Source organism: uncultured Xylophilus sp. (genome assembly GCA_913776965.1).
Classification (GTDB): Bacteria; Pseudomonadota; Gammaproteobacteria; order Burkholderiales; family Burkholderiaceae_C; genus Xylophilus.
Window position 1 is genome coordinate 15,972 of record CAJYQL010000124.1, and the last position, 20,806, is coordinate 36,777.

The 20,806-nt window shown below is 70.2% G+C and carries 17 protein-coding genes; 9 read left to right on the forward strand and 8 right to left on the reverse strand.

Annotated elements, in window-relative coordinates:
- Window positions 1-8: 8 nt before the first annotated feature.
- A complete protein-coding gene (locus QZ500_RS17555) occupies window positions 9-773 on the forward strand; it encodes a polysaccharide deacetylase family protein (protein WP_295857045.1) in 765 nt (254 codons plus the stop codon).
- Here the strand turns inward: QZ500_RS17555 and QZ500_RS17560 are convergent.
- On the reverse strand, window positions 745-1,911 hold the full coding sequence (locus tag QZ500_RS17560) for a GNAT family N-acetyltransferase (RefSeq protein ID WP_295857047.1): 1,167 nt from the start codon (window positions 1,909-1,911) through the stop codon (window positions 745-747). The genes QZ500_RS17555 and QZ500_RS17560 overlap by 29 nt on opposite strands.
- 92 nt (window positions 1,912-2,003) lie before the next feature.
- On the opposite strand from QZ500_RS17560, the gene QZ500_RS17565 reads away from it, so the two are divergent.
- From QZ500_RS17565 to QZ500_RS17580, 4 genes are all read left to right on the forward strand, one after another.
- On the forward strand, window positions 2,004-2,960 hold the full coding sequence (locus QZ500_RS17565; RefSeq protein ID WP_295857049.1) for a glycosyltransferase family A protein: 957 nt from the start codon (window positions 2,004-2,006) through the stop codon (window positions 2,958-2,960).
- Entirely contained in the window at window positions 2,957-4,627 is a 1,671-nt protein-coding gene (locus QZ500_RS17570) for a GMC family oxidoreductase (protein WP_295857051.1), read from the forward strand. Before QZ500_RS17565 ends, QZ500_RS17570 begins: the two co-directional genes overlap by 4 nt.
- Window positions 4,624-5,598, forward strand: coding sequence for an NAD(P)-dependent oxidoreductase (locus QZ500_RS17575; RefSeq protein ID WP_295857053.1), 975 nt, complete (start codon window positions 4,624-4,626; stop codon window positions 5,596-5,598). The genes QZ500_RS17570 and QZ500_RS17575 overlap by 4 nt, the downstream gene beginning before the upstream one ends.
- A 77-nt stretch (window positions 5,599-5,675) precedes the next feature.
- A complete protein-coding gene (locus tag QZ500_RS17580) occupies window positions 5,676-6,101 on the forward strand; it encodes a DUF1810 domain-containing protein (protein ID WP_295857055.1) in 426 nt (141 codons plus the stop codon).
- A 13-nt stretch (window positions 6,102-6,114) separates the two neighbouring features.
- Here the strand turns inward: QZ500_RS17580 and QZ500_RS17585 are convergent, their stop codons facing one another.
- From QZ500_RS17585 to QZ500_RS17600, 4 genes are read right to left on the reverse strand one after another with little or no spacing between them, the layout of a single operon-like run.
- Window positions 6,115-7,368, reverse strand: a complete 1,254-nt coding sequence (locus tag QZ500_RS17585) for a M20/M25/M40 family metallo-hydrolase (RefSeq protein ID WP_295857057.1) — start codon at window positions 7,366-7,368, stop codon at window positions 6,115-6,117.
- 4 nt (window positions 7,369-7,372) lie between these two features.
- A complete protein-coding gene (uraD, locus tag QZ500_RS17590; protein WP_295857058.1) occupies window positions 7,373-9,166 on the reverse strand; it encodes a 2-oxo-4-hydroxy-4-carboxy-5-ureidoimidazoline decarboxylase in 1,794 nt (597 codons plus the stop codon).
- A 1-nt stretch (window position 9,167) separates the two neighbouring features.
- Window positions 9,168-10,112 (reverse strand): allantoinase PuuE, encoded by a 945-nt coding sequence (gene puuE / locus QZ500_RS17595; protein WP_295857061.1) that lies wholly within the window; start codon window positions 10,110-10,112, stop codon window positions 9,168-9,170.
- Between the two features lie 44 nt (window positions 10,113-10,156).
- On the reverse strand, window positions 10,157-10,834 hold the full coding sequence (locus QZ500_RS17600; RefSeq protein WP_295857063.1) for a GntR family transcriptional regulator: 678 nt from the start codon (window positions 10,832-10,834) through the stop codon (window positions 10,157-10,159).
- Between the two features lie 120 nt (window positions 10,835-10,954).
- On the opposite strand from QZ500_RS17600, the gene uraH reads away from it, so the two are divergent.
- The gene (gene uraH / locus QZ500_RS17605) at window positions 10,955-11,305 is read left to right on the forward strand and encodes a hydroxyisourate hydrolase (RefSeq protein ID WP_295857064.1); all 351 of its coding nucleotides are present in this window, start codon (window positions 10,955-10,957) and stop codon (window positions 11,303-11,305) included.
- Window positions 11,306-11,315: 10 nt separating this feature from the next.
- On the opposite strand, the gene QZ500_RS17610 is transcribed toward uraH, so the two are convergent.
- Entirely contained in the window at window positions 11,316-11,837 is a 522-nt protein-coding gene (locus QZ500_RS17610; RefSeq protein WP_295857066.1) for a hypothetical protein, read from the reverse strand.
- An 84-nt stretch (window positions 11,838-11,921) separates the two neighbouring features.
- On the opposite strand from QZ500_RS17610, the gene xdhC reads away from it, so the two are divergent.
- Together xdhC and QZ500_RS17620 are read left to right on the forward strand one after the other, a co-directional pair.
- Window positions 11,922-12,761: a xanthine dehydrogenase accessory protein XdhC gene (xdhC, locus tag QZ500_RS17615; protein WP_295857069.1), complete on the forward strand. Its 840-nt coding sequence runs from the start codon at window positions 11,922-11,924 to the stop codon at window positions 12,759-12,761.
- Window positions 12,762-12,935: 174 nt separating this feature from the next.
- Entirely contained in the window at window positions 12,936-14,156 is a 1,221-nt protein-coding gene (locus tag QZ500_RS17620) for a urate hydroxylase PuuD (RefSeq protein ID WP_295857071.1), read from the forward strand.
- Window positions 14,157-14,211: 55 nt separating this feature from the next.
- On the opposite strand, the gene QZ500_RS17625 is transcribed toward QZ500_RS17620, so the two are convergent.
- On the reverse strand, window positions 14,212-15,819 hold the full coding sequence (locus tag QZ500_RS17625) for a glucan biosynthesis protein (RefSeq protein ID WP_295857073.1): 1,608 nt from the start codon (window positions 15,817-15,819) through the stop codon (window positions 14,212-14,214).
- Window positions 15,820-16,031: 212 nt separating this feature from the next.
- Window positions 16,032-17,825: an EAL domain-containing protein gene (locus tag QZ500_RS17630; protein ID WP_295857092.1), complete on the reverse strand. Its 1,794-nt coding sequence runs from the start codon at window positions 17,823-17,825 to the stop codon at window positions 16,032-16,034.
- Between the two features lie 289 nt (window positions 17,826-18,114).
- Here QZ500_RS17630 and mdeB point away from each other — a divergent pair, with 289 nt between their 5' ends.
- The gene (gene mdeB / locus QZ500_RS17635; protein ID WP_295857075.1) at window positions 18,115-20,793 is read left to right on the forward strand and encodes an alpha-ketoglutarate dehydrogenase; all 2,679 of its coding nucleotides are present in this window, start codon (window positions 18,115-18,117) and stop codon (window positions 20,791-20,793) included.
- The last annotated feature ends 13 nt before the right edge of the window (window positions 20,794-20,806 follow it).

A 20,806-nucleotide genomic window follows, 5' to 3' on the forward strand; every position in this document is an offset into this window, starting at 1 on the left:
TCGTTCGCATGGGTGACGCACTGTCGCTGCGCGCGGGCCGCTGGCTGTCGCGCCACTGGGTCCGCCGGCCGTTGCGGCTGCAGGGGCACGGTCCGATGGTGAGCTTCACGTTCGACGATGCGCCGCTGTCGGCCTGTGAGGCGGGCGCAGAGGTGCTGGAGCAGCTCGGCGTGCGCGGCACGTACTACGTGGCCGGCGGGCTGACCGACCGGCCGGAACTGGGGCGCCCGTGCCATAGCGTCGCGGCACTCCGGCAACTGCTCGCGTCCGGCCACCAACTCGGCTGTCACGGTTTCTCGCATGTACGGTGCGACACGCTGGGTGCAGCCGCCTTGCGGGAGGAACTGGACCGGAACGCGGCTTTCCTGGCGGATCTGGGTGTCGACACGACGCAGCTCGACTTCGCCTATCCCTTCGGCGCCTACGGCTGGGGCGCCCGGGACATCTGCGCGCAGCGTTTCCGCTCGATGCGCATCACGGGGGGCGGAGCGCAGTGCGGTACGGCCGACCGCGATGCGCTCCGGTCGCATCGCCTCTACCGCAGCGCACCCGACGGTGTCTCCTATGCCGATCGGCTCGCTGCGACCGTGCGAGGCCACGGCTGGCTCGTCGTCAACACGCACGAGGTGGAGTCCGATCCGGGGCCGTACGGCTGTACGCCGAAGATGCTCCACGGGGCGGTTGCGGCGGCAATCGATGCCGGTTGCCAGGTGCTGCCGGTCGGTGCGGCACTCGACGTCTGGCTCAGCGGCGGCGACTCCGCCAGCCCTTGATCCACTGCACGCCCTTGCGCAGGGCCGGCACGTCGCGGGCGCGGGCGCGCAGCCGGGTCAGCTGCACGGCCATGCGGCCGGGTAGGCTGCGGGCCTGCAGCAGATCGACCATCGGCATGTGCGTGTCAGCCCACTGCAGCTTGTAGGGCTCGTCGCCGACCGTCAGATCGAACACGGCCAGCCCTGCGTCGATGCAATGGCCGATGACCGCTTCCATCAACAGCCGGCCCGGCGAATAACGGGACCAGTCCGCATCGTAGGCCGGCATCAGCCAGTAGAAACGGTTGCCGCACCGCAGGCCCCAGTGGGTGGCGATCGGCAGGTTGTCCAAGTACAGGGCCGACAGCACGGCCTGCATGTCCTGCAGCGGCCCGTCGGTTAGCCCCTGGTAGAAGGCCACCAGCTCCGGATGGGCGAAGCCGTCGGGTGCGCCGGTATCGCGCCACCGGCGGGACTTCTGCGCCACCAGCGCCTGCCAGACGCGGGCCTGATCACCCGCCCGCACCACCGGTTCGATCCGCAGGGTGCCGCGCTCGGACAGGCGCCGCATCTGGCGCCGCGTATCGGCGAAAAGCGCTGCGGCCCGGGCGGCGCGGAAGGCGCCGATATCGGCCGGGAGCAGGGCCGCGTGGGCGCTTTCGTGCGACGCGGCACCGGGCAACCGAGCGAAAGGGTTGATGCTGCCGTCTGCGAACTGCATCGGCATCCGGCGCACCCGGACGATATCGATGCGCGGGCATTGCCGCAGCACGTCGTTCCAGACGTATGGCGCGTCAGCGGGCGACAGGGCGGCGGCGTAAGCAGGGTGCAGCAGCGGTGCGTGGTAGTCCGTCACGTCGCCCCCGAGGAACGACAGGACCTGCAGCGGACCTTCCCGGCGGCGTCCGAGGGGCCAGAGCGCGAGGGTGCGGCCGTCGGGATCGCGCCACTCCACGATGCACGGGGCCCAGCCCAGCGGTTCGCCCAGCGTGCGCTGCCAGATATACAGCCAGTCGAACGACTGGAACGCGTATCCCCGGCAGTCCGTCCAGAGGCTGCGCCAACGCGCTTCGACGGCCGCGAGCGTGCCGTGGAGGTGCCACGCGCCTGCGCGATTTTCGCGAACCGGAACGGTGTTGGCGGCTGCGTACGAAGGCATCCGGCTATCGTAGCCCAGCGCTGGCGTGGCACTGCTAGCATGCGCGCAGCGCCGGCTGCGCCACCGTTCATCCCGTCACGATGCTCCATCCCATGCACCGCCCGATCCCGTCTTCCGAACTCGAACCTGTGGAGTCGCCGCCCGCGGTCGCGCCCCGCGTGGTGCCGCTGGTCATCATTTCCCCCGTGCGCGACGAGGCGGGCTACTTGCGGCTGACACTGGATTCGGTCGTGGCGCAGACGGTGCGGCCGGTGGAATGGATCCTGGTGGACGACGGCTCGCGCGACGCCACGCCCGACATCGTACGGGAATACGCCGACCGCCATCCCTGGATCCGGCTGGTGCCCCGCCAGGACCGCGGATTCCGCAAGCTGGGCGGCGGCGTGATCGCCGCCTTCGACTTCGGCCGCGAGCGCATCCGGCATACCGACTGGCGCTGGATCGCCAAGCTCGACGGCGACATGTCGTTCGGGCCGCGCTACATCGAACACATGCTGCGCATGCTCGACGAGAACCCGCGTCTGGCGGCCGTGTCCGGCAAGGTATACCGCTCCGAGGGCGGCCGCTTCATCGAGGAAACCCATGTGCGCGAGCAGGTCGCCGGCCAGTTCAAGCTCTACCGCCGCGAAGCGTTCGAGGATATCGGCGGCTTCGTGCAGCACCTGGCCTGGGACGGCATCGACGTGCACACCGCGGCGATGAAGGGCTGGGAAACGCTCAGCTACTACGACCGGCAGGCTTGGCTGTGGCACCACCGGATCATGGGATCGTCCGACCGCGACATCTACACCGGCCGGCTGCGCTGGGGCCGCGGCAACTGGTACCTCGGCTATCACCCGTTGTACGCGATCGCGGCCGGCGTCAACCGCATGCGCGAAAAGCCGTTCGTCATCGGCGGCTTCCTGATGATCGTGGGCTACTTCTGGGCCGCGATCCGCCGGCTGCCGCGCTACGACCATCCGGAATTCCGGCGCTATCTGCGCGGCTGGCAGAACCGACGCCTGAAGAACGCGCTGCTCGGCCGGCGCAACGACGGGCCGTCGTCGTGATCCAGCAGGCGGCGCAACTGCCGTCCGGCGAGGCGCTGGAGGCGGATGTGTGCATCGTCGGGGCCGGTGCCGCGGGCATCTCGATGGCGTTGGCGCTCGCCGACGGCGGGCGCACGGTCCTGCTGCTGGAGGCCGGCGGCGAACACGAGGATGCGGCGGTACAGGATCACTACGCCGGCACGGTGGCCGACGAACGCCTGCACAGTCCGCCGCACCGTTACCGGCAGCGCCGGCTGGGCGGCACTACCACCATCTGGGGCGGCCGCTGCATGCCGTTCGACCCGGTGGACTTCGAGCGCCGCGACTGGATTCCGGACAGCGGCTGGCCGATCCGCTACGACGACATTGCCCCCTGGTACCCCGAAGCGAACCGTCTGTGCGAGGCCGGTGCGTTCGCCTACACCGTCCGGGACGCCTTCGATGCGGACCCGCCCCGGCGGCCGCTGGTACAAGGCTTCGCCAGCGCCGCCTTCCGTACCGACACGCTGGAGCGGTTCAGCCTGCCGACCGATTTCGCCCGCCGCTGGCGCCGCCGGCTGGAGCGCGCGCCGGGCCTGCGGGTGCTGCTGGGGGCGTCGGTATCGGCGCTGCCGCTGGCAGCCGATGGCGACCGGCTGGCAAGGGTCGAGGTGCGCACGGCCGGCGGTGGCATGCTGGACGTGCGGGCCCGTCGCTACGTGCTGGCGGCCGGGGGGCTGGAAATTCCGCGCCTGCTGCTCGCGAGCCCCGGCGCCAGCGGCCGCGGCGTCGGCAATCGACACGACGTGGTCGGCCGCTACTACATGTGCCACCTGGCCGGCACGATCGGCACGATCGCGCTGGCACCGGGCCACGCGGCCTGGCACGGCTACGACGTGGCCGACGACGGCGTCTACTGCCGGCGCCGCTTCGCGCTGACGGCCGAGGCGCAGCACGCGCTCCGGGTGGGCAATTTCGTGGCCCGGCTGCACCATCCGCGCATCACCGATCCGGCCCACCGCACCGGCGTGCTGTCGATGCTGTATCTGGCCAAGGCACTCATCCCCTACGAGTACGGCAAGCGTTTGCACGGGGGACACGCGGGCGGCCTGGGCGGCACGCTGGCCCACCTGCGCAACGTGGTGGCCGACATGCCGCGTACCGCTCGGTTCTTCGCGCACTGGCTGCGCTACCGCACGCTGGCCGAACGCAAGTTCCCGTCGGTCATCGTGCATCCGCGCAGTCCGCGCTACAGCCTCGACTTCCATGCCGAGCAGATCCCGCGCCGCGAGAGCCGCGTCATCCTCGGCAGCGGGGTGGATGCGCACGGCGTGCCGCGCCTGCACGTGGACTGGCGCTACGGTGCCGACGACGTCGACACGCTGCAGCGGGCGCTGGCGCAGCTCGCGGCCGATTTCGCCGCCAGCGGCACCGGCCGCTTCGACTACGACCCGGCCACGGTGGAAGAGGAGATGACCCGCTACGGTGCCTACGGCGGCCACCATATCGGCACGGCCCGGATGGGCGACGACCCGCAGACCAGCGTGGTCGATGCGGACTGCCGGGTGCACGAAGTCGCCAATCTCTACCTCGCGGGGTCGGCCGTATTTCCGACCTCGAGCCAGGCCAACCCGACCTTGACGGCCGTGGCGCTGTCGCTGCGGCTGGCCGACCATCTGCGGCGCGACCTCGCGCAAGGATCGCCATGACCCGAACACCGATTCTTGTGCTGGGGGCAGGCGGCTTCGTCGGCCGCCATGTGCTGGCGGGCTTGCACGCGGCCGACTGGGCAGCGCCGGTGGCCGCCACACGGTCAGGCGATCTGCCGCGGGGGGCACCACCGGTTCCGTCCGTGCGGCTCGACCTGCGCGACAGCGGTGCGCTGCGGGCGTCGCTGGACCGGGTGCAGGGCGTCGTGGACTGCACCGCCGGCGGTCCAGCCGCGATGCGGGCCTGTGCCGCGTCACTCCGGACCGCGATGCAGGCCATGGAGCATCCGCCACGCCTGGTCTATCTCAGTTCCATGGCGGTGTACGGCGATGCAGAGGGCCTCGTCGGTGAGGACACGCCGCTCGACACCGCTGCCGGTGCCGACAGTTACGGCGGCGCCAAGGTCCTGGCCGAGGGCCTGCTGCGCGATCTGCCGCAGACCGTGATCCTGCGGCCGGGCTGCATCTACGGACCCGACAGTCCGCAGTGGAGCCTGCGGATCGCGCGCCTGCTGCGCAGCCGCCGCATCGGCGACCTGGGGGAGGGCGGCGACGGCTGCTGCAACGCCGTGTTGGTCGGCGACGTCGTGCAGGCCGTGCTGGCGGCGCTGCGCACGCCGGGTGCTGCCGGCCAGGCCTTCAATCTGTCGCTGCCGGAGCCGCCGACCTGGAACGGCTATCTACTGGATTTCGCCCGGGCCCTGGGCGCGGTGCCGGTACACAGGATCGGCGCCCGCCGGCTGAAGATCGAGACCCGCCTGCTGGCGCCGGCGCTCAAGATCGCCGAAATCGCGGCCAGCAAGGCCGGTTTGCGCCACATCGCCGTGCCGCCGCCGATCCCGCCGTCGCTGGCACGGCTCTGGCGGCAGGAGATCCGCCTCGATGTGACGCGCGCCGAACGGCATCTGGGCATCGTCTGGACGCCGCTCATCGAAGGCCTGCAGACCACCGTGCAACGCATGGTCATCTGAGATGGCGGGTCTGCTGATCTGCGCGTCTGTCGGATTCCCGGCGCCGCCACCGATCAGCCTCTAGCGGAACGACGGCTATGGACGATCCTCATCACCTCGGGCGATTCCTGGAAGCCCAGTACGGCACCATCGACACGGCCTTGGCCGAACTGCGTGCCGGCCGCAAGCGCAGCCATTGGATGTGGTTCGTGTTTCCGCAGATCGCCGGCTTGGGGCGGAGCGCGATGGCGCAGCGTTACGCCCTCGCGTCGTTCGACGAGGCGCGGGCGTACGCGGCGCACCCGGTCCTGGGGCCACGGCTACGCGCATGCTGCGAGGCCCTCCTGGCGGTGCCGGGCCGCTCCGCGCACGCCATCGTCGGATCGCCGGATGACCTGAAACTGCACTCCTGCCTGACGCTGTTCGCGCAGGCGGTGCCGAAGGAGCCGCTGTTCGCCGAGGCCTTGGCGCGCTTCTACGGCGGCCGGCTCGACACCGCCACGCTCGAACGGCTGGGCGCTTGAGCAGCGCAGCCGCTCAGGCCGCGAGCAGGTCGCGCAGCGTGCGGGCGATCACCTTGGTCGCGCGCCGGAGGTCTTCGAGCTGCAGGCGTTCGTCGGCGCGCTTGGCATGCGATTCCAGCACGGTGCGCGGACCGGCCCCGTAGATCACACCAGGAATGCCCGCTGCGGCATAGAGCCGCACGTCGGTGTAGAGCGGCGTGCCCATCGCCGGGATCGGCTGGCCGAACAGCGCTCTGCCGTGTCGCTGGATCGCTTCGACCAGCGGCGCGTTGCCGGGGAGCGGCTGCATCGCATGGGCCAGCAGGAGCCGCCGGATGTCGACGGTGATGCCCGGCAGGCCGGCTGCGGCGTCGGCGATGGTCTGCCGGATGGCGGCTTCGACCGCGGCCGGGTTCTCCTCGGGAATCATGCGCCGGTCGAGTTTGAACACCACCTTGCCCGGCACGACGTTGGTGTTGGTGCCGCCGTCGATCCGCCCGACGTTGAGGTAGGGATGGTCAATGCCCGGCACCTGCGACCGGATCCACCGGTAGCCGTCGTTGAGCGCGTACAGGCGGCCGAGGATCGCGACCGCACCCTGCAGCGCATCCACCCCGGTGTGCGGGATGGCGGCATGGGCCATCTTGCCGTGAACCGTCACCTCCATCTGCAGGCAGCCGTTATGAGCGGTGACCACCTCGTAGGAAAAGCCGGCCGCAATCATCAGATCAGGCTTCGTGAGGCCCTGGCGCAGCAGCCAGCCCGGGCCGAGTTCCCCGCCGAATTCCTCGTCGTAGGTGAAATGCAGCTCCAGCGCGCCCTGCAGCGGCGCGCCCAGCGCCTCGAGTGCCCGCGCGGCGAAGGTGAAGCTCGCGAAATCGCTCTTGCTGACCGCCGCGGCGCGTCCGTAGAGCGCACCATCGTCGATCTCGCCGCCGTAGGGGTCGCGCGTCCAGCCTTCGCCGGGGGGCACCACGTCGCCGTGCGCATTCAGCGCCACCGTGCGACCGCCGGCACCGTAGCGCCGCCGCACGATGAGGTTGGTGATCGACTCCATGCCGTAGTCGTGCACCTCCGTCGGGGGCACCGGATGACGTTCGGCGTCGAAGCCGAAGGCCTGCAGCAGCTCCGCCGTCCGTTCGGCGTGCGGGGCGTTGTTGCCCGGCGGCGTATCGGTGGGCACCTGCACCAGCGCCTGCAGGAAACGCACTTCCTCGTCGAAATGCGCGTCGATCCAGGCGTCGAGGCGGGCGTAGTCAGCGGAGCGGTCGGCAATCGGATCGGTCATCGGTTCAGGCCTCGGACGCGGCGGCGAGTTGGTCGAGAAGGTGGCGGAAAGCCTGCACGGCGAGGTCCATGTCGTCGGACGTGGTGCTTTCCAGCGGGTTGTGGCTGATGCCGGAGTTCTCGCCCCGCACGAACAGCATCGCCTGCGGCAGGCGCTTGTGCAGTTTCATCGCATCGTGGCCGGCGCCGCTCGGCATGCGGTGCAGCGGCACGCCGAGCGCAGCGACGGCGGCTTCCCAGCGGGCCTGCCAGGCGGGATCGCTGGGCGCGGCGGCGGCGCGTTCGGTTTCCTCCAGCGTGAAAGCGACGCCGCGCCGTGCGCAGATCTCCTGGAGGGTGGCACGCACGTCGTCCACCAGGGCGTCGCGCTGGGCATCGACCGGCGCGCGCATGTCGAGGGTGAAGCGGCAACGGCCCGGCACCACGTTGATTGAGCCGTTGGGCACTTCCAGGATGCCGATGGTGCCGACCGAATCGCCGTCGGCCGCGGCGCGCCGTTCCAGGAACAGGGCGAGTTCCGCGACCGCTGCGGCCGCGTCGCGCCGGCGGGCCATCGGCGTGGTGCCGGCATGGCTTGCCGTGCCGATCACTTCGCCGACACAGCGCACGCTGCCGTTGATTGAGGTGACGATGCCGAGCGGCAGGTCGAGTTCGTTCAGCACCGGACCCTGCTCGATGTGCACCTCGACGAAGCCGCGGTAGCGCGACGGGTCGCGTTCGAGCTGCGCGATCGCCTCCAGCGTGCCGGGCAGGCCGGCGTGCTGCATCGCTTCGCGCATCGTGATGCCGTCGGCGTCCTGCTGGTCCAGCCACGCCGGCTTGAAGTCGCCGATCAGGGCGCCGGAGCCCAGGAAGGTGGCCTTGTAGCGCTGGCCTTCCTCTTCCGCGAACGCCACCAGTTCGATGCCGAAGGGCAGGCGGCGTCCGGCGCGGTGCAGTTCGCGCACGCAGGCCAGCGGCACGTAGATGCCGAGGCGGCCGTCGTACCTGCCGCCGTTGCGCACCGTGTCGTAGTGCGAGCCGGTCATGAGCCGCGGCTCCGCCAGGTCCGTGCCGTGGTAGATGCCGACGACGTTGCCGACGGCGTCGGTTTGCACCTCGTCGAAGCCCGCGTCGCGCATCTGTTCGGCGATGCGGGCTGCTGCCGCACGGTGGGCGTCGGTGAGGTAGGTGACGGTGAGCTGGCCCTTCTCGGCGAAGCCCGGATCGCTGAACCGGGCGAGGTCCTCCTGGTCGTCCCAGACCGCGTTGCCGAGCGTCGGCTCCACGCCGAATTTGTCGTTGAGCCGGATCTCGGCGATGCGGTGGATGTTGCGCAGCGCCTCGGCCTGCTCGAAGGCGGGCGGATTCTGGAGCCGGCGCGCGAACGTCTCGATGATCTGCCGCTTGCCGAGTCCGGTGCCGCGAGGGCCCCGCACCGCCAGGATGAAGGGGAAGCCGAAGCGCTCGTTGTAGTCGGCATTCAGCTGCTGGATGCGGGCGAACTCTTCCGGGGTGCAGGCGGTGAGGCCTGCCTTGTTCTGCTCGTTCGTCGATTCGGCGGTCAGGGTGTTGGCGACCATCGCCTTGCCCGCGAGCTCCGGGTGGGCGCGGATCAGCGCGAGCTGGGCTTCCGCCGGCGCCTGCGCGACCGTGCGGGCGAGCGCGTGCTTGAACCCGGCCAGCGAGCGGAACGGCCCGCGGGCGGCATGGACCGTCTGCTCGACGATCCAGGGCGAATGTTCGTACAGGCCGTCGAGCAGGGCCGCGGCGTCGGCGGGCGTGGCGGCATTGAGCTGGGCGAGGGTGAGGTACGGCATGTCAGGCGGCTTCGGGACAGGGGTGGACGTGCTGCCAGTGGCGGGCGATGTCGAGCCGCCGGCAGACCCAGACGCGGTCGTGCCGCGCGATGTGGTCGAGGAACTTCTGCAGCGCCACGATGCGGCCCGGGCGGCCGAGCAGGCGGCAGTGCATGCCTACGCTCATCATCTTGGGCGCGTCGTCGCCCTCGGCATAGAGCGCGTCGAAGCTGTCGCGCAGGTAGACGAAGAAATCCTCGGCCTGCGCGAAACCCTGCGGCAAGGCGAAGCGCATGTCGTTGGTGTCGAGCGTGTACGGCACCACGAGCCGCGGCACGGTGCTGCCGTCGGTCTTGCGGACCTTCATCCAGAACGGCAGATCGTCGCCGTAGTAGTCGCTGTCGTAGAGCGTGCTGCCTTCGTCGGCGACCAGCCGGCGGGTGCGCGGGCTGTCGCGGCCGGTGTACCAGCCGAGCGGCCGCACGCCGGTCAGCCGCTCGATGGTGTCGAGCCCGAGCCGGACGTGTTCGCGCTCGGTCGACTCGTCGATGGTCTGGTAGTGGATCCAGCGCCAGCCGTGGCAGGCGATCTCGTGGCCGGCGGCGGCCAGCGCCTGCGTCAGTTCGGGGTGGCGGGCGAGCGCCATGCCGACACCGAACACCGTCAGCGGCAGACCGCGCTGCTCGAACTCCCGCAGCAGCCGCCAGACACCGACCCGCGAGCCGTATTCGTAAATGCCTTCCATGCTCAGGTGCCGGTCGGGGAAGGCCGGCGGGTTGAACATCTCCGACAGGAACTGCTCGGAGCCGGCATCGCCGTGCAACGTGGCGTTCTCGCCGCCTTCCTCGTAGTTGAGGACGAACTGCACCGCGATGCGGGCGCCGCCCGGCCAGTTGGCATGCGGCGGGTTGCGGCCGTAGCCGACGAGGTCGCGCGGGTAGGGGAGCGTCGAGTCGTACAGGGTCATGGACGTATCGGCAGCGGGGAAGGGGAAAGGGTGGGGCGGCGGCATCAGGCCAGGGCCGCGGCGATGTCGCTGGTGGGCGGGCGGCGGTCGAGGGACAGGCTCTGCTCGACGTGCAGCAGGTGCTCCTGCATCAGCCGGACCGCCCGTTCCTCGTCGCGCGCCGCCAGCGCCTTCACGATGTCGGCATGCTCCTCGTAGGAATGGGCGGCTGCGCTGGAGGACTGGTACATCAGCGTGATCAGGGCACAGCGCGACAGCAGGTCCTGCAGCAGCTGCGCAAGCACCTCGTTGCCCATCAGCTCGGCCATGCGGACGTGGAAGTCGCCGAGCAGGGCGGTGCGTTCGGGCACGTCGCCGCGCTCGACGGCGGCCTTTTCGAGCGCCACGTGCGACCGTAGCGCCTTGATCTGCGTGGGGCTGGCGGACTGGACGAATGCGCGGGTCATGCCGGCCTCGACCATGCGGCGCACCGCGAACACCTGGCGCGCCTCGTCGGCCGACGGGGCAGAGACGAAGGCGCCGCGCGCCGGCTCGAGCGTCACCAGCCGGTTCTGCGCGAGCTGGAACAGCGCCTGGCGGACCAGCGTGCGCGAGACACCGAAGTGATCGGCGAGCTTCTGCTCCGCGAGCTTGGCGCCGGGCTGGAGCCGGTGTTCGACGATCGCGCGGGTCAGGGATTCGACGATCGCCGCGGTCGAGGAGCCGGCGGGTGTGGTGTCCATTGAGGAAGAATGAGCGAGGGAGTTTCAGTCCAAAAGTGTATACACTTTGGTCGACCGCCGCGAGCCCTGCCGTGCTTCGGCAGGTAGGTCGCATTCCTCACGCTTGCAAGGAGAGTGCCCATGGGCCTCAGCACCCACGTCCTCGACACGATGCACGGCTGCCCGGCCGCCGGCATGTCCGCTGCGCTCTACACCACCGACGGCGAGGCCGCCACGCTGGTCCGCCGTTTCGTACTCAACGCCGACGGCCGCGCGGATGCGCCGCTGTACGACGCCGACAGCCTGCGCACCGGCACCTATCGGCTGGTGTTCGATGTCGAGGGCTACTTCGCGGCGCGGGGCATCGCGCTGCCGCAGCCGACCTTCCTGGGCCGGGTGGCGATCGATTTCGGCATCGCCGATGCGACGCAGCACTACCATGTGCCGCTGCTGGTGAGCCCGTGGAGCTATTCCACCTACCGGGGCAGCTGAGGACGGCGTTTCAGTTCTGGCCCTCGGTCAGGGTGTCGAGCTGGAAGCGGCCGCTCTTGTCCCAGAGCCAAGTGTCGGTATAGGTCATCTTGCCGATGCGGGCCGGTGCCGGGAACGGCGAGGCACGGCGCACCGTGCGTTCGATCTCGGCCACCACCTCCGGCGCATGGCGCGGCGCCCGCATCCAGGTGAGGCCGGTGACCTTGCCGGTGGCGTCGAGGTGGATCTGCAGCGTGCCGACGGCGTAGAGGAGCGGCGGCAGCCGGCCCTTGTAGATGCGGTCGGCGTTCAGGCCGTACAGGTGCGTGGCGCCGTCCTGCCGGTAGGCGCGGTTGTTGGTCGCCGCCGAGATGCGTGCGGAGCCTTTTTCCGCCGGCACCGGCCCGATCACCGCGGGCGGCGCGGCCGGCGGTGCAGGCGGTGGCGGCTCCGGCGGCGGGGCGTTCCGGCAGGCCGACAGCAGGGCGCCGACGGCGGTCGTGGCGGCCGCAGCCGTGGCGACCCAGAGACGGCGCAGGGAACAGATCGGCATGGTGCGTGCGGGTGGCGACAAGGTGCGGCGGCGAGGCCGCGAGTGTGGCAGAGCGCCGGCTGCGGTGCAGGAGGAACGATGCCGATGGACAGGCTGTGGCAACGGTGCGAACGGCGGCTGCACGAAGGTGCACCGGCGGTGCTGGTGCGGGTGGTGCAGGCACAGGGCTCGGTGCCGCGCGGGCCGGGGGCGTGGATGTTGGTCTTCGCCGACGCCGCCGAGGGCACGATCGGAGGTGGCCGGCTGGAATTCGACGCCATCGCCGAGGCCCGCCGGCGCCTCGCGCAGGCCCCGGCACCGGAGGGCGGCACGGTGCGCTACGCATTGGGCCCATCGCTGGGGCAGTGCTGCGGCGGCGTGGTGCACCTGGCCTACGACCGGCTCGGGTCGGCCGACGGCGCACGGTGGCGGGAGACGCTGGCGCCGTTGCGCGCCCCGGTCGCCCTGTTCGGCGGCGGCCACGTCGGGGCCGCGATCGCGCGGGTGCTGGCGCCGCTGCCGTTCGCCCTGACCTGGATCGACAGCCGCGACGGCATCTTTCCGCCGGACACGCCGGCCGGCGTGGTCTGCGAGCATTCCGAACCGGTGCAGGCCGCGGTCGCGCCACTCGCCGACGGCAGCCGGGTGCTGATCATGAGCTTCAGCCACGCCGAGGACCTCGACATCGTCGCGGCCTGCCTGCGGCGCCAGCGGGCGCAGGCCGACCTGCCGTTCGTCGGGCTGATCGGCAGCCGCACCAAATGGGCCACCTTCCGGCAACGGCTGGAGGCCCGCGGTTTCACCGAGGCGGAACTGCGCCACGTCACCTGCCCGATCGGCGTGCCGGGCATCGCCGGCAAGGAGCCGGAAGTCATCGCCGTCGCGGTGGCGGCACAGTTATTGCAAAACCTCGGGCAGGAACGGCAGGCCGTTCCCGAGGGTTAGTCCGGCGCCGCTGGACCGGCCCAGATTGCATACACTCCTGTCACCCATTTCAGCCGCAGCGGAGCGGGCGCCCGAAGCGCCAGGTTCGCGGCCCATGCTGCTCAGAGCGCCCGCGGTGGTGAGCAGGTTTCGTCGAACGACCGTCACGGCGGGCCCCCCGTCCGCCCCTCCGCCATGGAAAGCTACCTGCTCGACTGGGCCAACCTGCTGCTGCGCTGGATCCATGTGATCACCGCGATCGCCTGGGTCGGCTCCTCCTTCTATTTCGTCTTTCTCGACAGCAGCCTCACACCGCCGGAGGACCCGGAGCTGAAGCGACAGGGCGTGACCGGCGAACTCTGGGCGGTGCACGGCGGCGGTTTCTACCACCCGGTGAAGTTCGCCGTGTCGCCGCCCGCGCTGCCGAAGCACCTGCACTGGTTCTACTGGGAGAGCTACAGCACCTGGCTGTCGGGCTTCTCGCTCTTCACCGTGTCGTACCTGTGGAGCGCGGGCACCTACCTGATCGACAAGTCGCTGGTGGACTGGCAGCCGGGCGCCGCGATCGCGGTGGCGCTGTCGTTCCTGGTGGTGTTCTGGATGCTGTACGACGGCATCTGCCAGCTGTTCGGCCACCGCAGGAACGGTGACCGCATCGTCGGTGCGCTGGTGGCAGTGCTGGTCTGTGCGGCGTCGTGGCTGGCCTGCCACTGGTTCGCCGGGCGGGCGGCCTTCCTGCTGGTCGGCGCGATGATCGCTACGGCGATGAGCGCCAACGTGTTCTTCTGGATCATTCCCGGCCAGAAGAAGGTGATCGCCGCGATCAAGGCTAGCGAGCCGGTCGATCCGGTGCATGGCAAGCGCGGCAAGCAGCGCAGCGTGCACAACACGTATTTCACGCTGCCGGTGCTGTTCGCGATGCTCAGCAACCACTACAGCTTCACCTACAGCCATCCGCACAACTGGGCGGTGCTGATCGCGATGATGTTCGCCGGAGCGGCGATCCGGCAGTTCTTCGTGCTGCGCCACGGCTGGAAGCTCGGCCGCAACCGCCATCCGCTGCCGTACGCGCTGGTCGGGGTGGCGGTGATCGCTGCCGTCGTATGGGCGCTGCGGCCGGCACCAGTTGCTATGAATTCAGTAGCTGCTGGCGCAGGAGGGACGGGCGCAAAGGCCGTTTCTTATGCCGAAGTGCAGCCCATCCTCGCCCAGCGCTGCACCCAGTGCCACGGTGCCGCGATGCAGATGAAGAACGTGCGGCTCGACACGCCCGAACAGGTCAAGCTCCACGCGCAGGCGGTCTACCAGCAGGCAGTGGTCGCGAAGACGATGCCGCTCAACAACGCCACCCAGATCACCGATGCGGAGCGGGCGACGCTCGGCCGCTGGTTCCAGGGCGGCGCGCCCGTCCAGTAGGCACCGCCGACCGGGGTGGCCGGATGCCGCGCCGGCCGCGCGGCTGCACGGTCGGTCAGCCGGCGAAGCTGCGCAGCTGGAAGATCCAGGTTTCCGACAGCGTCTGGTCGCCGAGCTTCAGGTATAGGCGCAGATCGACCGGGTCGCTGCCGTCCGGCGTGTAGTCGAATTGGGCGCGCCAGTGGCCGGCCACGCCGTTGGGCACCGCCTCGGTGAAGACATAGGAGAAGGTGCCCTTCGTTGCGCTCAGGACGGCCTCGGGCTTGGTGCCAAACGGCAGCGACGACAGCGGGCCGCCGAGAAATTCCACCATGAACTTGCGGATGCCCGGCGGCCGCGGCTGGCCCGGCTGTCCGCCGCGGCCGAGCCGGGTCGCCACGCACTGCGCAAGCGGCGAGGGGTAGGGCTCCCGGTCGGTCCAGTGCAGCCGGTAGCGGACGGTGTAGCGATCGCCGGCTTTGGCCTGCGCCTTGGGCACCCAGAAGGCGACGGTGTTGTCGTGGATCTCGTCGTCGGTCGGGATCTCCAGCAGCTGCACCTCGCCCTCGCCCCAGTCGCCGACCGGCTCGACCCAGAGGCTCGGCCGGCGGTCGTAGTACACGCCGTCGAGGTAATGGTCGAAATTCCGGTCGCGCTGCAGCAGCCCGAAGCCCTTCGGCTGCCGGTCGGCAAAGGCCGAGGTGGTGGTCGCCGCCGGGTTGTTCAGCGGGCGCCACACCCGTTCGCCGCTGCCGGTCCAGAGCGCCAGGCCGTCGGAGTCGTGCACTTCCGGCCGCCAGTCGATCGCGGTCGGCTTGGCAGTCTCGGAATACCAGTACATCGAGGTGAGCGGGGCGATCCCGAGCCGCGCCACGTCCTTCCGCAGAAACAGCCGCTTCTCGATGTCCATCACCACCGCCTTGCCGCGCTGCATCACGAACTTGTAGGCGCCGGTGATGCTCGGCCCGTCGAGCAGCGCATGCACCACGACGGTGTCGCCGCCGTCGGCCGGCGGGTCGAAATAGAAGCGGGTGAAGTTGGGGAACTCCTCGTCGCGGCCGGGCACGGCGGCGTCGATGGCGATGCCGCGTGCCGACAGGCCGTACTGGTAGAGCTCGCCGATCGCACGGAAGTACGAGGCGCCCAGGAAGGCGACCCAGTCGTTGTTGCGCCAGTCCAGCTTCTTCTGATCGCCCAGCCGGCTTTCCTGGAACCGGAAACCCGCGAAGCCGGCGCCCTGCGGCAGCGCGCGGGCCGGGCTGTCGGCCGGCATGTCGAAGATCGCCGGGTCGTAGACGATCTCGCGCGAAAAGATGTCGCCGCCGTTGCGTTCCAGCACATGCATCTGCACCGGGAACTGGAAGAAGCGGCCGAGGTGGAAAAACGTCACCGGAAAGGCGCCGGGGCCTTTGGCGAACAGTGCGGCGTCGGTCGCGAACTTGATCTTGCCGTGTTGTTCGTAGTCGATGCGCTCCAGCACGTCGCGGGGTAGGCTGCCGCTGCCCGCATAGGGGGCGGCGGCGAGGGCCTGTGCTTCCTCGGTCAGCAGGTCGAAGGTGAACGGCCGGGGGGCGGACAGGGCGAGCTGCGAAGCAGGGCGGGTCTGGGCGTGGGCGGCGGAGCCCAGCGAGGCCCACGCGGCGGATGCGGCGGCGGCGCGGACGAAGGATCGACGGTCGAGCATGGGGGGAGGATGCTTTCGGCAGGTCGGTCGGCAGACCGGGGACGCGGCGCACACGTCGGGACCGGCATCGCCGTGCCGGCGACGCGGAGGCGATGGCGCAAGGGTCGTCGGGAAGGCGGCCGCAGCGACCGGCCATCCTAACGCCGTAGCGCCGAGGGGACGTAAGAGCGGGTAGCGGGTGTCCGCACCCGCTGCGTGGGCGGCTCCGCCGGTCAGGCCCGCGCCGGCCGGCACCCCTGCGGTTCGTGGATGTGCACGCCCACCCGCAGCCGCTTCGCGTCGTGCTTGGCGAGGGCGGCGGCGCTGCCGACCGCATCGGCATGGCGGAACACGCCGCGGCGCACCCGCACCGCCCCGATCGACAGCGTGGTGCAGGGGAAGAAGCGCGGCAGTCCCTGGCGGTCCTCGGCGTGGATGCCGCCCGCCGCACGCGCCGCTGGGTCGAACAGCGGCAGCGCCTGCTGCGCGAACTCGTCCACGATGCGTTCGCAGCGCGCCTGCCAGTCGCTGCTCTGGAAGAGCAGCATGAAATCGTCGCCGCCCACATGGCCGACGAAGTCGTGGCGCGCGTCGCAGTGCTGCACCACCAGCCGCGCCGCCAGGCGGATCATCTCGTCGCCGCGCCAGTAGCCGTAGCAGTCGTTGAAGGGCTTGAAGTCGTTCAGGTCGGCATGGCAGGCGACGAACTCCGCCCCGCGGTCCAGCAGCCGCTCGATCTGCAGGTTGATCGGGATGTTGCCGGGCAGGAAGGTCAGCGGATTGGCATGGCGTGCCGCCTCGATGCGCGCCTCCGACACCGTGCGCACCAGCTGGTCGCCGGTGCCGAGGCCGATGTAGCGTCCGCCTTCGGTGACGATGAAGCCGTCGCTCAGGTAGCGCTGGTCCTGCGAGGTCAGGATGCCGATCAGGTCGTCCACGTCGTAGTCGCGCTCCACCACCCGGGGCGCGTGGTTGGCATAGGCGATGCAGGGCTTGCGGCCGTGCACCTCGCGAAAGTACAGGGTGGCGTAATGGTTCATGAACTGCTGGCGGTTGATCACCGCCACCGGCCGGTCTTCGCTCACCACCGCCACCGCGTGCAGATCGGTCCGCTCGTGAAAGATGTCCGCCAGCGCATTGTTGGTGGTGGTCAGGCCGACCACCGGCGCCGCGATCACATTCAGGTGGCGCAGCACGCCCGGGCGCGTGCCGGCGGCAGGCGGCATGTCGGCGGGCTCGCGCGCCTCCAGCAACTGCCGCGCCGGAGCCTCGACCTGCAGCGCCGGCCGCGGCGCCGGGCGACCCAGCCAGTAGCCTTGACCATAGGGAATGCGCAGCGTGCGCAGCACCTGCAGGTCCTCGGCGGTCTCGATGCCCTCGGCCACCAGCGTGGTGCCGAACACGTCGGCGATGCTCTTGATCGCCTGCAGGATCTGCAGGTGCTCCAGATGGCCGCTGCCGCCGTCGGCGCTGCCGGGCGACCGCACGAAGAACTTGTCGATCTTCACGATGTCCGGCCGCAGCTCCGACCACATCCGCAGGTTGGAGTGGTCGCTGCCGAAGTCGTCGAGCGCCAGCGCGATGCCGGAGCTACGCAACTGCTGCGCCGCCTCGCGCAGCGCGGCGATGTCGGTGGCGCGGGTGTGCTCGGTGATCTCCACCACCAGCGTGCGCGGGTCGCACCGGTGGGCCTGCAGCCGGGCCACTAGGGCATCGCGTCCGTGGTGCTGCAGCGCATGCACCAGCGCATCCGCCGCCAGATTGACGAACAGCCGGCCGGTGGTGCCGCTGCGGCGCCAGTCGGCCAGCGCAGTCTCGACGCAGAAAAGCTCGAATTCCGGCAGCCGACCGCAGCGGGCGGCAAGCCCCAGCAGGGCGTCGGGCGACTGCAGCGGCGTGCCGGCCGGGCCGCGGATCAGGGCCTCGTAGCCGAAGATGCCGCCGGTGCGAAGGTCCGCGATCGGCTGGAACACGGCGTGCAGTTGCCGTGCACGCATCAGGCGGGTGAGCACCCCTTGTTCGTCCATCGGCGGCGGAGAGAGCGGCGCCGAGCGCAGCGGCAGGACGGAAGCGGTGGAAGCGGGCATGGCACGGCCGATGCTCGGTGCCCGGCATGACCGCGGGATGACACGGTTTGTAACCTTGAGGGACAAACCGACGCTTTTCAGCATGAGTGTCGTGCATCGGATAGCCGCTCGAGGCAGATCAACAATCTGCCGTGAACAGGCCGGAAATCGGAATTTCGTGCGGCGTTGTCAAGATGACTCCGCACATATCCGCATTTTCTAGGGCCCGCAGAGGTCTACAGTGGCATGCATGAACGCCGCCACGCCACCCCGCCTGCTCGACATTCCTGCCGCTGCCGAAGACACCGATCCCGCCGAGACCGCCGAATGGCGCGACGCCTTCGCCGGCCTCGTCGCCGCCGCCGGACCGGCACGGGCCCGCTGGATGCTCGACGAACTGGCTCGCCTCGCGCGGGCAGAGCGCATCGGCTGGCAGCCCGCCCTGGAGACGCCGTACGTCAACACCATCGGCGTGGACGAGCAGCCGGTCTTCCCCGGCGACCTCGCGATCGAGGAGCGGCTCGCCTCCCTGATGCGCTGGAACGCGCTCGCGATGGTGGTGCGCGCCAACCAGGCCTACGGCGAACTGGGCGGCCACATCGCCAGCTATGCCAGCGCGGCCGATCTGTTCGAGGCCGGCTTCAACCACTTCTTCCACGGGCGCACCGATGCGCACCGTGGCGACCTGGTGTTCTTCCAGCCGCACAGCGCGCCGGGCGTCTATGCCCGCGCCTACCTCGAAGGCCGGCTGACCGAGGACGACCTGCTGCACTACCGCCAGGAACTGCGCGCGCCGGCCTTCGCCACCGGCAGCGGCGCCCGCGGCCTGTGCAGCTACCCGCATCCCTACCTGATGCCGGATTTCTGGCAGTTCCCCACCGGCTCGATGGGGATCGGCCCGATCAGCTCGATCTACCACGCGCGCTTCATGCGCTACCTCACCGACCGGCGGCTGCAGGACTGCGCCGGCCGCAAGGTCTGGGGCGTGTTCGGCGACGGCGAGATGGACGAGCCCGAATCCATGAGCGCGCTCACGCTCGCCGCGCGCGAGAAGCTCGACAACCTGGTGTGGGTGGTCAACTGCAACCTGCAGCGGCTCGATGTCCCGGTGCGCGGCAACGGCCGGATCATCGACGAGCTGGAAAAACTCTTCGCCGGCGCCGGCTGGAACGTGATCAAGCTGGTCTGGGGCAGCGATTGGGACGGCCTGTTCGCCCGCGACACCGGCGGCGCGCTGGCGCGCGCGTTCGCGCACACGGTCGACGGCCAGATGCAGACCTTCGCCGCCAAGGACGGCCGCTTCAACCGCGACACCTTCTTCGGCCAGAACGAGGAACTGCAGCGCCTCGCGCAGGGCATGACCGACGAGCAGATCGACCGGCTCAAGCGCGGCGGCCACGACCTGGTGAAGATCCATGCCGCCTACGCCGCGGCCGCCGCTCACCGCGGCCAGCCGACGGTGATTCTGGCCCACACCAAGAAGGGCTACGGCATGGGCACGGCCGGCCAGGGCCGGATGACGACCCATTCCCACAAGAAGTTCGAGGGCGCCGACCTGATCGAATTCCGCAACCGGTTCAACCTGCCGCTGACCGACGCGCAGGCCACCGCGCTCGAATTCCTGAAACCCGCCGACGACAGCCCCGAGATGCGCTACCTGCGGGAACGCCGCGCCGCGCTCGGCGGCCCGTTGCCCAAGCGCGACACCGACTGCGCGGTCGTCGCCAAGCCCGACCTCGCCGGCTACGCGCCGTTCGCCATCGCGGCCGCCGGCAAGGAGATGAGCACCACGATGGCCTTCGTGCGCATGCTCGGCAACCTGCTGAAGGACCCGGCGCTGGGCCCGCGCATCGTGCCGATCGTCGCCGACGAGGCCCGCACCTTCGGCATGGCCAACCTGTTCAAGCAGGTCGGTATCTACAGCAGCGTCGGCCAGCGCTACGCGCCGGAGGACATCGGCTCGGTGCTGTCCTACCGCGAGGCGACCGACGGCCAGATCCTGGAAGAAGGCATCAGCGAGGCCGGCGCCATCGCCAGCTGGACGGCCGCGGCCACCAGCTACAGCGTGCACGGCTTGGCGATGCTGCCGTTCTACATCTATTACTCGATGTTCGGCTTCCAGCGGGTGGGCGACCAGATCTGGGCCGCCGCCGACCAGCGGCCGCGCGGTTTCCTGCTGGGTGCCACCTCGGGCCGCACCACGCTCGGCGGCGAGGGGCTGCAGCACCAGGACGGCAGCAGCCACCTGATCGCCGCCACCATCCCGAACTGCAAGGCCTACGACCCGGCGTTCGCGGGCGAGATGGCGGTGATCGTCGATGCCGGCATCCGCGAGATGATGGTCGAGCAGCAGGACGTCTTCTATTACGTGACGCTGATGAACGAGAACTACGCCCAGCCGGACCTGCCGGCGGGGGTGGAGGGGGACATCCTGCGCGGATGCTATCGTTTCGATAGCTGGAAGCGTAAGCAGGACGGGCGCAAGAACACGAAAAGCATCCAAAACCGCCCCGTCGTGCTGCTTGGCTCCGGCGCCATCCTGACCGAGGTGGTCAAGGCCGCCGAGGCGCTGGCCGCCGACGGCATCGCGGCCGAGGTGTTCAGCGTGACCAGCTGGAGCGAGCTCGCCCGCGACGGCCAGGCGCAGGAAGCGGCGCGGCTGCGCGGCGATGCGGCCGAGGTGCCCTTCATCGCCCGCCGGCTGGCGGACACGGCCGGGCCGATCGTCGCCGCCACCGACTACGTGCGGGCAGTGCCGGAAAGCGTGCGGGCTTTCCTGCCCGCCGGCCGGCGCTACTGCACCCTGGGCACCGACGGCTTCGGCCGCAGCGACACCCGGGCTGCGCTGCGCGCATTCTTCGGGGTGGACGCGACGAGCATCGTGCGCGCTGCGAAACAGGCGCTGGCCGACGAGGCCGCCGGCACCTGACCGCCGCCGTGCC

What these genes read in the sequence shown, in the direction of transcription:
- QZ500_RS17555 (WP_295857045.1), top strand. Translation starts at nt 9, where the DNA reads ATGGGTGACGCACTGTCGCTGCGCGCGGGCCGCTGGCTGTCGCGCCAC.
- QZ500_RS17560 (WP_295857047.1), bottom strand. Translation starts at nt 1,911, where the DNA reads ATGCCTTCGTACGCAGCCGCCAACACCGTTCCGGTTCGCGAAAATCGC.
- QZ500_RS17565 (WP_295857049.1), top strand. Translation starts at nt 2,004, where the DNA reads ATGCACCGCCCGATCCCGTCTTCCGAACTCGAACCTGTGGAGTCGCCG.
- QZ500_RS17575 (WP_295857053.1), top strand. Translation starts at nt 4,624, where the DNA reads ATGACCCGAACACCGATTCTTGTGCTGGGGGCAGGCGGCTTCGTCGGC.
- QZ500_RS17580 (WP_295857055.1), top strand. Translation starts at nt 5,676, where the DNA reads ATGGACGATCCTCATCACCTCGGGCGATTCCTGGAAGCCCAGTACGGC.
- QZ500_RS17585 (WP_295857057.1), bottom strand. Translation starts at nt 7,368, where the DNA reads ATGACCGATCCGATTGCCGACCGCTCCGCTGACTACGCCCGCCTCGAC.
- uraD (WP_295857058.1), bottom strand. Translation starts at nt 9,166, where the DNA reads ATGCCGTACCTCACCCTCGCCCAGCTCAATGCCGCCACGCCCGCCGAC.
- puuE (WP_295857061.1), bottom strand. Translation starts at nt 10,112, where the DNA reads ATGACCCTGTACGACTCGACGCTCCCCTACCCGCGCGACCTCGTCGGC.
- QZ500_RS17600 (WP_295857063.1), bottom strand. Translation starts at nt 10,834, where the DNA reads ATGGACACCACACCCGCCGGCTCCTCGACCGCGGCGATCGTCGAATCC.
- uraH (WP_295857064.1), top strand. Translation starts at nt 10,955, where the DNA reads ATGGGCCTCAGCACCCACGTCCTCGACACGATGCACGGCTGCCCGGCC.
- QZ500_RS17610 (WP_295857066.1), bottom strand. Translation starts at nt 11,837, where the DNA reads ATGCCGATCTGTTCCCTGCGCCGTCTCTGGGTCGCCACGGCTGCGGCC.
- xdhC (WP_295857069.1), top strand. Translation starts at nt 11,922, where the DNA reads ATGGACAGGCTGTGGCAACGGTGCGAACGGCGGCTGCACGAAGGTGCA.
- QZ500_RS17620 (WP_295857071.1), top strand. Translation starts at nt 12,936, where the DNA reads ATGGAAAGCTACCTGCTCGACTGGGCCAACCTGCTGCTGCGCTGGATC.
- QZ500_RS17625 (WP_295857073.1), bottom strand. Translation starts at nt 15,819, where the DNA reads ATGCTCGACCGTCGATCCTTCGTCCGCGCCGCCGCCGCATCCGCCGCG.
- QZ500_RS17630 (WP_295857092.1), bottom strand. Translation starts at nt 17,825, where the DNA reads ATGGACGAACAAGGGGTGCTCACCCGCCTGATGCGTGCACGGCAACTG.
- mdeB (WP_295857075.1), top strand. Translation starts at nt 18,115, where the DNA reads ATGAACGCCGCCACGCCACCCCGCCTGCTCGACATTCCTGCCGCTGCC.